This is a genomic window from Paenibacillus sp. EB106-06-01-XG199, assembly GCF_058791575.1.
The window spans coordinates 32,921-46,114 of sequence record NZ_JBYTDQ010000017.1 but is presented as its reverse complement, the minus strand read 5'-3'; the positions used below and the strand labels follow the sequence as shown (position 1 = coordinate 46,114).

General features: G+C 50.1%; 13 protein-coding genes. 12 read left to right on the top strand and 1 reads right to left on the bottom strand.

The genetic code is table 11. The features are described 5' to 3' along the window. Positions 1-52 precede the first annotated feature (52 nt). From yabG to AC3WT9_RS32580, 8 genes are all read left to right on the top strand, one after another. Positions 53-952, top strand: coding sequence for a sporulation peptidase YabG (gene yabG, locus AC3WT9_RS32615; protein ID WP_038584361.1), 900 nt, complete (start codon positions 53-55; stop codon positions 950-952). A 290-nt stretch (positions 953-1,242) separates the two neighbouring features. Next, a complete protein-coding gene (veg, locus tag AC3WT9_RS32610) occupies positions 1,243-1,518 on the top strand; it encodes a biofilm formation stimulator Veg (RefSeq protein WP_019914493.1) in 276 nt (91 codons plus the stop codon). 157 nt (positions 1,519-1,675) lie between these two features. Beyond that, positions 1,676-1,852 (top strand): small, acid-soluble spore protein, alpha/beta type, encoded by a 177-nt coding sequence (locus AC3WT9_RS32605; RefSeq protein ID WP_019914492.1) that lies wholly within the window; start codon positions 1,676-1,678, stop codon positions 1,850-1,852. Between the two features lie 159 nt (positions 1,853-2,011). Continuing rightward, complete coding sequence (gene ispE, locus AC3WT9_RS32600; RefSeq protein WP_340895699.1) at positions 2,012-2,866, top strand: 4-(cytidine 5'-diphospho)-2-C-methyl-D-erythritol kinase; 855 nt, start codon at positions 2,012-2,014, stop codon at positions 2,864-2,866. A gap of 120 nt (positions 2,867-2,986) precedes the next feature. Continuing rightward, on the top strand, positions 2,987-3,814 hold the full coding sequence (gene purR / locus AC3WT9_RS32595; protein WP_038584367.1) for a pur operon repressor: 828 nt from the start codon (positions 2,987-2,989) through the stop codon (positions 3,812-3,814). A 207-nt stretch (positions 3,815-4,021) separates the two neighbouring features. Beyond that, a complete protein-coding gene (spoVG, locus tag AC3WT9_RS32590) occupies positions 4,022-4,309 on the top strand; it encodes a septation regulator SpoVG (RefSeq protein ID WP_020425826.1) in 288 nt (95 codons plus the stop codon). Positions 4,310-4,478: 169 nt separating this feature from the next. Then, entirely contained in the window at positions 4,479-5,879 is a 1,401-nt protein-coding gene (gene glmU, locus AC3WT9_RS32585) for a bifunctional UDP-N-acetylglucosamine diphosphorylase/glucosamine-1-phosphate N-acetyltransferase GlmU (protein WP_341089023.1), read from the top strand. Positions 5,880-5,967: 88 nt separating this feature from the next. After that, entirely contained in the window at positions 5,968-6,921 is a 954-nt protein-coding gene (locus AC3WT9_RS32580) for a ribose-phosphate diphosphokinase (RefSeq protein ID WP_019914487.1), read from the top strand. 123 nt (positions 6,922-7,044) lie between these two features. Here AC3WT9_RS32580 and AC3WT9_RS32575 read toward each other — a convergent pair whose 3' ends face one another. Beyond that, positions 7,045-7,245: a hypothetical protein gene (locus AC3WT9_RS32575; protein WP_038584374.1), complete on the bottom strand. Its 201-nt coding sequence runs from the start codon at positions 7,243-7,245 to the stop codon at positions 7,045-7,047. A gap of 125 nt (positions 7,246-7,370) precedes the next feature. Between AC3WT9_RS32575 and pth the strand changes: the two genes are divergently transcribed. The 4 genes from pth (at position 7,371) to AC3WT9_RS32555 (ending at position 12,959) form a co-directional block, all read left to right on the top strand. Continuing rightward, positions 7,371-7,931, top strand: a complete 561-nt coding sequence (gene pth / locus AC3WT9_RS32570) for an aminoacyl-tRNA hydrolase (RefSeq protein ID WP_341089024.1) — start codon at positions 7,371-7,373, stop codon at positions 7,929-7,931. Positions 7,932-8,017: 86 nt separating this feature from the next. Further along, complete coding sequence (gene fin, locus AC3WT9_RS32565; RefSeq protein WP_341089025.1) at positions 8,018-8,248, top strand: anti-sigma-F factor Fin; 231 nt, start codon at positions 8,018-8,020, stop codon at positions 8,246-8,248. A 132-nt stretch (positions 8,249-8,380) separates the two neighbouring features. Further along, a complete protein-coding gene (gene mfd / locus AC3WT9_RS32560) occupies positions 8,381-11,905 on the top strand; it encodes a transcription-repair coupling factor (protein WP_341097493.1) in 3,525 nt (1,174 codons plus the stop codon). Then, the gene (locus AC3WT9_RS32555) at positions 11,889-12,959 is read left to right on the top strand and encodes a peptidylprolyl isomerase (RefSeq protein WP_341376980.1); all 1,071 of its coding nucleotides are present in this window, start codon (positions 11,889-11,891) and stop codon (positions 12,957-12,959) included. The genes mfd and AC3WT9_RS32555 overlap by 17 nt, the downstream gene beginning before the upstream one ends. Positions 12,960-13,194: the final 235 nt, after the last annotated feature.

Genomic DNA, 13,194 nt, shown 5'->3' with positions numbered 1-13,194 from the left:
AAGAACCAACCATGACCTTTGCCCATACGATGGGGATAGAGGTGGTGTTGTCATGAATTTAGGAGACTTGGTCGTCCGCAAATCTTATGGTGGAGATGTAACTTTCCGGGTGGAGAACATCGTGCAGAGTGGAGCTGTAATCAAAGGCACAGAATTCCGCCTTTTGGCGGATGCTCCCCTGGACGACTTGGTTCAAGTGCCGCCTACCCGTATTACAGAACGGGGACAGCAGGCACAGATCAAAGCAAAGGAATCATTGACAAGGTTGCGTAAGGACCGTCAGGAACAGAGCCAGCGCAGCGGAGAAACTGTTGCCGGAGGCTGGCCGCAATCCCCCAAGGAGGCGGCTTATTTCGAGGTGCCGGGCAAAGTGCTGCATTTGGACGGCGATGCGCTTTATTTGAACAAAAGTCTTAGCTTGTATGAACAGCTGCGGATTCCCGCGGAAGGGCATCATGTTCATGAGTCCAAAATGGCGGAGACATTATACCGGCTTCTGCCTCGTGTGCGTCCGGATATCGTAGTTATAACTGGCCACGACGGGGTGCTGAAACAGCCGCATACTTATGATCTCTATAGTCTTAGCAGCTACAAAAATTCGCAGAACTTTGTGGCTGCTATTGGGGTTGCAAGGGAATATGAACGGAACTTTGATGCCCTGACCATTGTGGCGGGAGCCTGCCAGTCGCATTTTGAGGCACTGCTGGGGGCGGGGGCCAATTTTGCCAGCTCACCGGGGAGAATCCTGATTCATGCGCTGGATCCGGTCTATATAGCAGCCAAAGCCTCTTTTACCTCGATCCGTGACACTGTCAGTCTAGGCGATGTACTGAATCATACCATCAGCGGCAACCAGGGAATGGGCGGAATAGAGACACGCGGCAGCTTCCGGATTGGAATGCCTCGCCTGCAGAATCTTTCCGCGCTGAAAGTTACCCCGTCGGCGATATAGTATCATGGTCCCGGAATAGCCGTACGCAATAATTTTCCAGAATGGCAGGAACAAAAAAAGGAAAGGATAAGCATAACGCTTTTCTTTTCCTTTTTTTGTTGTGGAAGCCGGACAGGCGGCGACAGCCTCCGGTATATTATTACCGATAACAAGGCGCCTCGGCTGGGAGTCTTTCGTTCTAAAAAAATTCCGTTGACAACTTTTTTGGCATCATCTATAATTATTTATTTGCTTTGACAATGTTTGTGAAAAGTTGTATAATGGACAAGGAAAGAGGTGGTCGTCAGGTAATGGCTAATAACGCGCTGTTGGAAATTAAACGCAGTCTCGAAGCTCACGTCGGTCATAAGATCACGTTGCGTGCAAACGGTGGACGTCGTAAGACCGTTGAACGCACCGGTGTCCTGGAAGAAACGTACCCTTCTGTATTTATTGTCAAACTGGATCAGGAGCAGCAAACCTTCAAGCGTGTCTCCTATAGCTATGCCGATATTCTTACGGAGTCTGTGGAGATCACAGTTTGCGAAGACGATGGGCAAATGCGAATTATGTATATTAAGGCTTAAGTGTTACGGACAGTCTCCTATGGGGGCTGTTTTTTGTTTTGTGAATATAACAACAGTGTGAACGGTTTCTTCGCGGGTTGAATGATCATTGCCCCGGTACAGCATACTAAAGGAGCAATAAGCTAATCATCTACTACCCTAAGGAGGAATTCCGCTAATGAGCCGCAGAAAACGAGGCATGATGTCGGAGGAACTGAAGACGGAATTGGCTAAGGAGCTTGGATTCTACGAAACGGTAGAGCGGGACGGCTGGGGTGGAATCCGGGCCCAGGATGCAGGGAATATGGTGAAGAGGGCGATTCAGCTTGCCGAGCAGGCTGCCCGGAAGTCTTAACCGCTTATGTGCTGAAAAATGGTAATAAAAAAGGGGAACCGTCCTTGCGGCGTTTCCCTTTTTGGCCTGTCCAAACTTTTGATAATGGACTTCGTTACAAGTTTCTCATATAATATGTTAAGTTGTTTTTACGGGAAAAGCTGAAGGTGGGTGAACGCCTTGAAAATGTATGAGAAAGCGCCGGCCAAGATCAATTTGATGCTGGATGTGCTTCACAAGCGGCCTGACGGATTTCACGAAGTGGAAATGATTATGACCATGGTGGATCTGGCGGACCGTTTGGAGCTATCAGAGATGAAGAGAGACTCGATTATTATATCAAGCCAGGCGGGATATATTCCGCTCGACGAGAAGAACCTTGCCTTTCAGGCTGCGAGGCTTATTAAAGACCGTTATAATGTGAAGAGCGGTGTACATATCCATCTGGACAAAAGAATTCCGGTCGCTGCCGGCCTTGCCGGCGGCAGCAGCGATGCGGCAGCAACGCTGCGCGGCCTGAACAGGCTCTGGCGCCTTGGTATCCCGGCGCAGGAGCTGCAGGAACTGGGCGCCGAGCTGGGCTCGGACGTGCCGTTCTGCGTCACAGGAGGCACTGCCCTGGCAACGGGGAGAGGCGAGCGGCTGACTCCGATTGAGAATCCGCCGCAGTGCTGGGTCGTCCTGGCGAAGCCACCGATTAATGTATCGACGGCTGAGGTGTACGGACGTGTACGGGCGAATGACATTGCGGTGCATCCGTCGGCAACGCGGATGCAGGAGGCCATTGCAGCGGGCGACTTCAACGCAGTCTGTGCGGGGCTAGGCAACGTCCTGGAGGATGTGACGCTGAAGCTCCATCCAGAGGTGCAGCAGCTGAAGGAAGCCATGATGAAGCTGGGTGCAGATGGAGTGCTGATGTCCGGCAGCGGACCGACCGTCTTCGGTCTGGTATCCAAACAGTCGAAGGTAGCCAGAATTTACAATGGACTGCGCGGATTCTGTAAGGAAGTTTACGCGGTACGTTCGCTGAGCTGAAGAGCTTCCAGAGAAACGGCTAGCAACTGTCAAAGGCAGAGCAGCCGTTTCTTCTTGTGTAAATCCGTACAAAAGTGATATTATTTTATAATAATATTCGGTTTTGGCGAGGAGCATTCCGTGAAAAAACTTAAAAGAAGCCAACGTTTGGTAGACATGACCCAATTTTTGCTTGAGAAACCGCATGACCTGCTGTCGCTGTCAACATTTGCAGACCGGTATGGTGCGGCAAAGTCATCCATCAGCGAAGATTTGGCTATTATAAAAGAAGTATTTGAAGGCGAAGGCATGGGTGAGCTGCAGACACTGGCCGGAGCGGCAGGCGGGGTGCGTTATATTCCTAGAATGCCAACAGAGATGGCGCTGGCTTTCGTTAACCGTTTGTGCGGACAGCTGGAGCAGAGCGACCGGATTCTGCCCGGTGGTTATTTATATATGTCTGACTTGCTGGGGCTGCCTTCTCTGATGGAACAGGCCGGAAAGATCATTGCAACGGCTTTCTACGGGGTAGAGATTGATGTAGTGATGACCGTGGAAACCAAAGGCATTCCGCTGGCTTATGCAACAGCTGCACAGCTTGGGCTGCCGGTGGTGCTGGTGCGCCGTGACCATCAGGTGACCGAGGGCTCTGCGGTTAGCATCAACTATGTATCGGGCTCGCACAAGAGCATACATACGATGTCGCTCTCGAGGCGGGCGCTGCGTGAGAAGTCGCGGGTGCTGATCGTGGATGATTTCATGAAGGCCGGCGGTACCGTACGCGGTATGGTCGATCTGCTTGGCGAGTTCAATGCCGAAGTGGCCGGTGTAGGTGTACTCGTGGAATCAGGTGCGGTGGAGACGGAAGAACGTCTTTTGCATGACTATGTATCTCTGGTGAAGCTGAATGAGGTGGATTCCAAGGTGCGGCGGATTTCAGCGTATCCGGGTAATTACTTCTCCTCCTGAGCTGGACAGTTACTTTGCGTTAAGAAACAGTAAAATGTCGAAATCGTAAGGGATTATTAGAAAACCCCGCGAATGGTGTCGAAATCAATGGTTGCGCAAAAATAATCTTCATTATCAGGCATTTTTTGGAATCAAAAAGAAGGAATTCGCTTTGCTGTGTGGAATTATACACCAAGTCTCTGATGGAAAAAGGTGGTGAACACACACATGCAAATTACGGATGTCAGACTCCGCCGCGTCAACTCTGAGGGGAGAATGAAAGCAATCGCATCCATTACAATCGACAACGAGTTTGTTGTTCATGACATTCGAGTCATCGACGGTAATAACGGGATGTTCGTTGCTATGCCCAGCAAGCGTACACCGGACGGCGAATTCCGCGATATCGCACACCCGATTTCTTCGGGAACACGCGAGAAGATTCAATCTGCGGTTCTGGCCGAGTACGATCGCGCCGCTACGGAAGAAGAAGAGGTCATCGAAGAGGGAGCTTAAGCCTTAAGCTGACTCTGATGTCCAGCTGCCCTCCCAGGGCGGCGTAAGGTCAAGCCGTTTTTAATTGGGGTTCGAAGAAAAGGGAACCATGCTCACATGGTTCTCTTTTCTTTTTTCCCGATATGAGATATATTCAGTAGTGAGCTCAAGAAGTGGGAGGTTGGCATTCTTGAAAAGAATGGCTGTTGTACTTGCCGCAGGTCAAGGCAAGCGCATGAAATCTAAATTATATAAAGTGCTGCACCCCGTCTGTGGCAAACCGATGGTAGGGCACGTACTTGATACAGTTAAAGCGACCGGAAGCCAGCGTACCGTCGTTATTGTCGGATATGGCGCAGAGCAAGTAAAAGCCCATATAGGCCAGGATGCGGAATATGTGCTGCAGGAAACCCAACTGGGTACCGGTCATGCCGTCAAACAGGCTAAGGATCTTATCGGCAGCGAGGAAGGCACAACCATCGTGATTTGCGGTGATACACCGCTGGTCATGGCGGAAACGCTGGAAGGGCTTATGACACTGCACGAAGGGCAGCATGCGGCAGCAACTGTACTGACTGCTGTGATGGATCAGCCTGCAGGCTATGGACGGGTTATCCGCGGGGAAGACGGCGGTGTACTGAAGATTGTGGAACAGAAGGATTGCACCGCTGAGGAAGCAGCTGTAGGCGAAATTAATACAGGTACCTATTGTTTTGATAATGCCAAGCTGTTCGCGGCGCTGGAGAAGGTCACCAACAGTAATAACCAGCAGGAATATTATTTAACAGATGTAATCGGCATACTTCGGGCACAGGGTGATATCGTTCTGGGATATCAGGCTCATGACGCTGCGGAGTCTATCGGCGTTAACGACCGTTTGGCTTTATCCGAAGCAGAAGGTTACATGCGCCAGCGCATCAACCGGCAGCATATGCTGAACGGTGTAACCATCATTGATCCGGCTTCCACCTATATAGGAGCCGATGTCATCATTGGATCAGATACCGTGTTATATCCGGGTACCCAGCTGAAAGGCAAAACCGTCATTGGTGAAGATTGCGTGATCGGGCCTTCCAGTGAAATCGAAGACTGCGTGATTATGGACGGCGCTGAGGTGAAGCATTCCGTACTGAATCAGGCACAAGTCGGCGCACGGACTACCGTTGGGCCTTTTGCCTATTTGCGTCCGGGCACTGTACTTGGTGAGGAAGTCAAAATAGGCGATTTCGTGGAAATTAAGAATGCAGTGATCGGCGACGGCTCCAAAGTATCGCATTTGAGCTATGTCGGCGATGCCGCTGTAGGTAAGAATGTAAATGTTGGCTGTGGTGCAATTACTGCCAATTATGACGGATTTAATAAATCCAAGACGACAATTGAAGATAATGCCTTCATCGGCAGCAATGTGAATCTGATTGCACCGGTCACCGTAGGCAAAGGCGCTTTTGTTGTTGCAGGGTCGACAATCACAAGATCTGTTTCGGAGAATGATTTGGCCATTGCCAGAGTAAGACAGGAGAACAAGCCGGGATATGCCGAGAAGATCCGCTCCCGGGCCAAAGCAAAGAAAGACCAGTCAAGTCAATCGTAAGGGCCACTGCCAAAGCGCCGGATAGAGCTGAGATCTCTTTACCGGCGCTGCTTGGAAGCTAAATTCCGTCACGGAGGGTTTATATTTTATGACTTATTGCGATTCCAAATTAAAGATTTTCACCTGTAACTCCAATCCTAAGCTGGCTAGTCAAATTGCTGATTATATCGGAATTCCGATGGGTGAATCACATACCACAAGCTTCAGCGACGGGGAGATTCAGGTCAAGCTGTCTGAGAGTGTCCGGGGCTGCCATGTCTATATCGTACAGTCGACTTGTGGTCCGGTTAACGACAATTTGATGGAGCTTCTGGTTATGGTAGACGCGCTCAAACGCGCTTCCGCGAAAAGCATCAATGTGGTTATTCCTTATTACGGATACGCTCGTCAAGACCGCAAGGCGCGTTCCCGTGATCCAATTACGGCCAAGCTGGTAGCGAACCTGATCGAAAAAGCAGGAGCTCACCGTGTTATCACGATGGACCTTCATGCCATGCAAATTCAAGGCTTCTTTGATATTCCGGTGGATCATCTGCTGGGTGTCCCGATTCTTGCCCAGTATTTCCGTTCGAAGCAGATCCAGAATCCGGTTGTGGTCTCCCCGGACCATGGGGGTGTTGTGCGGGCTAGAAAGCTTGCCGATTTCCTTAACGCACCTCTGGCGATCATCGACAAACGCCGTCCGGAACCCAATGTCAGCGAAGTCATGAATATTATCGGTAACATCGAAGGCAAAACAGCGATTCTGATCGATGATATTATCGACACGGCCGGAACGATTGTACTGGGAGCCAATGCCTTGATGGAAGGCGGCGTGAAGGAAGTTTATGCTTGCTGTACCCACCCGGTATTGTCTGGACCTGCGCATGAACGTCTGGAAAATTCACCAATCAAAGAAATTATCGTGACGGATACCATTCCAATCCGCAGCAGCAATCCGACCTCGAAGCTCAAAGTGTTGTCCGTGGCTCCACTTATGGGTGAGGCGATTATTCGTGTTCATGAGGAGCTGTCCATCAGCAAATTGTTCGAAATCGAATAGTATTCGGGTAGTGCTCTTGTAGTGATATGACTGCCGTTCCCGCCTATATTCAAAAAGGGTTACACCTCCGTAACGGAAGATGTAACCCTTGTCGGCGTGATGACCCCCAGCTTTGCTGCGGCATTAATACCCTGGCCGGGAGATAAAGGTGAACAGGCTGCGGTTGTAAAGAGTTCCTTGCAGCTCAACAAAGCCTTCATCCGCCGCTGTAACTACACCGATGGCTACGTGCACATTGTCTCTGTAAATTTCGACAGGCACAGCATATTGGATGTGGTACTGGAAATGGCGCTGAAGCGTTAAGATGTCGCCCTGATGTGGCATCGTTCATCACCTGTCTTTGGAGTAAAGTGGCCCTAGGCTGCTCTAGAAGTAAGCCTAATAAAATTCATTGTACCAAAAACGGAACTCTTCTGCTTAAGAGAACCGGATGGAAAGGATAGGCCATCATGAAATGGATTGTTGGACTCGGAAATCCGGGACCGCAGTACGCCAAAACCAGGCATAACGTCGGTTTTATGGCGCTTGACGAGCTAGCGGCCAGAAACGGAATCACCTTTAACCAGAATAAGTGCAAGTCCGTAATCGGTGAGGGCGTCATCGGGGGAGTCAAGACAGTTCTGATCAAACCCATGACCTTTATGAACCTGTCCGGAGAAGCGGTTCGTGCATATATGGAATATTATAAAGTGAATTTAGAGGATATGATCGTTGTCTATGATGATCTTGATACAGAAATCGGCAAAATCCGGCTGCGTTATCAGGGAAGTGCCGGAGGCCATAACGGAATCAAGTCGATCATACAGCATACAGGCACGCAAAGCTTCAACCGTGTGCGGATGGGGATCTCCCGTCCTGAACCGGGCTTTGCTATTGTAGATTATGTGCTTTCTACCTTTCCCAAGAAAGACGGAGACAGGCTGAAGACCATGATCCTGGATACCTGTGATGCCCTGGAGTTCAGCCTGCAGCATACCTTTGAACAGACCATGGCCAAATTCAATGGCTAGCCGCCCGCTCCCGCCGCATCTTTAGGCTAAATACGGCCGGGCCGGGGCATACTGAAGGGTATATACTAACTTCAGGAGGCATATAGATGGCAATACACTACGTATGCAGGCACTGCCGGACATTTCTGGGAAGCATCAATAGAAGTAATATCACAGAAGCGCAGCTTGGTCTGCATTCTTTGACCCCTGCGGAGCGCAGAGATATCATAGCGTATGATTCAGAAGGTGAGATCACGGTAAAGGTTACTTGCGATTACTGCAAACAGGCCTTGGAGAACAACCCTGAGCTCAGCCTGCTGTCCAGTCCGCTTCAGTAAGGTGGAAGCGCCTGTCTCTATCGTCATCCGCAAGCCTTGGCCTTATCGCTGAGGCTTGTTTTCAATTCTAATCATAATAGGTGCGGCGGCTTAGGCTGCTGTCAGCCTGTTCAGTAAGAGAGGTGTCTTTTGTTGTTACAAGGTCTTATAGAAGCTTTTTCCAAAGATCCTGATTTTCAGTCTGTCACCCGCGGTGTTGCCGTAGGGATGAAGGAGCAGCTAATATCAGGTTTGTCCGGTTCGGCCAGACAAATTATGCTGGCGGCGCTGCATGAAGAAACCGAACGGCCGCTGCTTATAGTCACCCATAATATGTTCTCGGCCCAGAAGATGGCTGAGGATTTGCAGGAAGCGCTTTCTCCGGATCGCGTGCTGCTTTACCCTGCCAATGAGCTGGTTGCCGCTGAAGCGGCTGTCTCCAGCCCTGAGACGCTCGCTCAGCGGATAGATGTCCTGACCAAATGTGCGCAGGGCTTCCGTGGCGTTGTGGTTGTGCCTTATTCCGGCGTCCGGCGTCTGCTTCCATCGCCGCATGTGATGGCAGAGGCACAATTAACCGTTTCACAGGATGGAACCCTCTCTCTCGATGATTTTCTAATGTCAATGATTATGATGGGTTATGAACGGGTTGAACGGGTAGAGAACCGCGGTGAGCTTAGTGTTCGGGGGGGCATTGTCGATTTCTATCCAATGACCTCTTCACTGGCTTATCGGGTAGAGCTGTTTGATGATGAGATCGATTCGATCCGAACCTTTGATCCTGCAGACCAGCGATCCATCGACAAGGTGCGCAGTGTGAAGATCACACCGGCTAAGGAGATCATCGCAGACCAGTCCCGCCAGGATTCGGCAGCCTCTGAAGCGGCTGCGATGCTGGAACGCCAGCTTGAGAAAATGACCGACCGGCAGGCAAAGCTACGTTTGCGTGAGGAAATGGGCCGGGAGCTGGAGATGCTGCGGCAGGGCACCTATTTCCCTGAAGTCTATAAATATATCAGTCTGTTATATCCTGAACGCTGCCATTTATATGATTATATGGCACAGGATACTCTCCTTATTATGGATGAGCCGGCCAGACTGCTGGAAACGGCGAAACAGCTGGAGCGGGACGAGTCAGAATGGAACCTGCATTTGCTGCAGAACGGCAAGAATCTGCCTGATCTTCATCTTTCTGTAGATAATGAGGCTATCATGTACCGCCGCCCATTCCAGAGTCTGTTCATGTCGATTTTCCTGCGCCAGGTTCCACATATCCAGCCGCAGAACATCCTTGGATTTATCAGCCGCGGCATGCAGGATTTCCACGGCCAGATGAATGTGCTGAAATCGGAGATGGAGCGCTGGCATAAGTCGGGTGTGCAGGTCGTGATGCTGGCGAGCAGCGAGGAGCGGATGGAACGGGTCCGCCGGGTGCTGTACGATTATGGCATCGAAGAGCCTACTATTGTCCACGGGAATCTGGGCTCCGGTTTTGAGCTGCCTTCCATTCATCTTGCCGTGATCACTGAAGGAGAGATGTTCTCCCAGAAGCAGCGCAAGGCGCGCAAGGTTTCCAAAGGAATTGACAATGCAGAACGGATCAAGAGCTATACCGAGCTCAAAATCGGCGATTACGTGGTACATCAGAATCACGGTATCGGCAAATATATGGGGATTGGCACACTTGAGGTCAGCGGAATTCACCGGGATTATATGCATATTCTATATGCCGGTGGCGATAAGCTATCTGTACCGATTGACCAGATAGATCTGATTCAGAAATATGTCGGATCGGAAGATAAAGAACCGAAGGTATACAAGCTTGGCGGAAACGAGTGGACGCGAGTTACTAATAAAGTGCGTTCTTCTGTTCAGGATATCGCGGATGATCTGATTAAGCTGTACGCCGAACGCCAAAGTGCTCTGGGTTATGGTTTTGAGAAGGATACGCAGGAGCAGCGTGAATTCGAGGAAATGTTCCCGTATGACGAAACCCGAGATCAGCTGCGTGCTATCGAAGAGATCAAGAAGGATATGGAGCAGAACCGTCCGATGGACCGGCTGCTATGCGGAGACGTTGGCTATGGCAAGACGGAGGTGGCGATCCGGGCAGCCTTCAAATCAGCGATTGAAGGCAAGCAGGTTGCCGTGCTGGTGCCGACCACAATCCTCGCGCAGCAGCATTATGAAACCTTCCGTGAGCGGTTTGCCAATTATCCGCTGAACATTCAGGTGCTGAGCCGCTTCCGCAGCCGCAAAGAGCAGAATGAGACCATTAAGGGTGTCCGGCAGGGAACGGTAGATGTAGTAATCGGCACACACAGGCTGTTGTCGCAGGATATGGTCTTTAAGGATCTCGGTCTTTTAATTGTTGATGAAGAGCAGCGCTTTGGTGTAACCCATAAAGAAAAACTCAAGAAGCTCAAGACCAATGTCGATGTGCTCACCTTGACTGCAACGCCTATTCCACGGACCTTGCATATGTCGATGCTTGGCGTGCGGGATTTGTCAGTCATTGAGACACCACCGGAGAACCGCTTTCCCGTGCAGACGTATGTGGTTGAACATAGTCAGACGCTTACCCGGGAAGCGGTGGAACGTGAGCTGGCCCGTGGAGGACAGGTCTATTATCTTTATAACCGCGTTCAAGGCATTCAGGAAATGGCCGCCCAAATCTCCATGCTCGTTCCGGAAGCAAGGGTCGGCATTGGCCACGGCCAAATGTCGGAATCGGAGCTGGAGAAGACCATACTCGATTTCCTTGACGGAGAATACGATGTGCTGGTGAGCACAAGTATCATTGAGACTGGGGTGGATATTCCGAATGTCAATACGCTTATTGTCCATGATGCCGACAAAATGGGGCTATCGCAGCTCTATCAGCTGCGTGGACGTGTAGGACGCTCTAACCGGATTGCCTATGCCTATTTCACGTATCAGCGGGACAAGGTGCTGACTGAGGTCGCGGAGAAGCGCCTGCAATCCATCAAGGAATTTACGGAGCTTGGCTCCGGCTTCAAAATTGCCATGCGCGACCTTTCCATTCGCGGAGCGGGCAATCTGCTTGGTGCGGAGCAGCACGGGTTTATCGCTTCCGTCGGTTTCGACCTGTATTCGCAAATGCTGGCGGAAGAAATCCGTAAGCGTAAGGTCACTGTACTGGGAGAAGAGGATACTTCGCTGAAGCAGGGCAATACGGTCATTGATTTGTCAATTGATGCGTATCTTCCATCCGAGTATATCTACGACAGCATCCAGAAGATCGAAATTTACAAGAAGGTTGCGGCGGTTTCCACTTTTGAGGACGCTGGGGAATTGGAGGATGAACTGCTTGACCGCTTCGGAGAATTGCCGGAGGCCGTAGTCAATCTGCTGTCCGTAGCCCGTCTCAAGGTATATGGAAAGCTCTATGGATTGGAATCAATGATCCGTCGTGGTGACGATGTTTCGTTGAACTTCCATGAAGGGAGCACCGGGGCCTTTGATACGGCCAAGCTTGCCAAAGTTGGAAATAGCTTTGAAAGACGTGTACAATTTGATAGGGATGCAAAAGCCAGTATCCGCATCAAGTCGAAGGATCTTGACGATAAGGCGCTGCTTGATCTGTTAGAGCAGTTTCTGGCAGCGGCCAAACAGTCTCTAAAATTGAAGGGAGAACTACATGATGTCGTTAAATAAAACAAAATCCTGGAAAGTGCTGCTGGTCTCACTGGCAGCGGCTCTTTCTTTCTCTATGCTTTCTGCTTGCAGCAGCAACAACAATAATAAAAATAATAATGCAGCTGATGATAGCAGCACAGCGTACGCTACCTACAAAGGGGGAACCATTACTGAGAAGGAATTCGATTTAGACACCCGTGTCATGAAATTCCTCTCCCCGCAGCAGGCCCAGTACCTGGAGATTGATACCTTCAAGGAATCTATTCTGAACCAGGAAGTGGCCTTTGAGCATCTGGCCGGCAAGGCAACAGATGAGGCTAAGAAGCAGGCCGAGAAGGAAGCCGATGTGCAATTAGCTGATCTTAAGAGCCGTTTGGGTGACACCTTTGATAGCGTATTAAAGGAGCAGAATCTGAAGGAAGACGATGTGCGGACTTATATGGTGCGTGTGCTTACGGTTTTTCAGGATATGCTGCTCAAAGTAACCGATGACCAAGTAAAGAAGGAATTTGAAGTAATCAAAGGCGATTTCACTGTAGCTACTCTTCGTCAGGTGTTGATCGGACTGACCGACGCCAACAAAAAAGAGCGTACCGAGGAAGACGCACTTAAGCTGGCTAAGGAGGTAAAGGCTAAGCTTGACGGTGGAGCGGACTTTGCGGAAATCGCCAAGCAATACACCGACGATACCGCGTCTAAGGAAGCTGGCGGCCAGCTGAAGGAAGTATTTCTGGGCAATTATTCGGAGGAGTTCAAGGCAGCAGCCCAGACACTGCCGCTGAATACAATCAGTGATCCAGTGCTAACAAAATTGGGTTATTACATCATTAAGGTGGAGAGCCGTACAGAAGCAACCTTTGACAAGCTGACCGGTGAACAAAAGGAAGCAATCAAAAGCTCGCTGGCTTCGCAGAGCGTGGAGTCCTTCCTCGAAAACAATCTGAAAGACCTGGAAATCAAAATCAATCTGCCGAAAAGCTCCGCTGCTGCCTCTGAGTCCGGAACAAACAGCGGAACTAAAGCTACAGAAGCTCCAAGTGCCTCACCAGAGGCTACACAAGAAGCCAAATAAACCATTTGCACGGACAAGCCATCCTGACGCTTCAAAGCGAGGGATGGCTTTATTTTGTAAATTATAATGTATAATTATGTTAAAAATAGCACATAACGGGGAGGGGTGCGCCGGAAGTCTGCGGATTAAGGATATTTAATGTTATACCTTCCAGAGGATGTATAAGGAACTGGGAAGAGATGAATACTATGGTCAGATATTACGATAAATCACTGGGATTATCCATTCCCTTAAT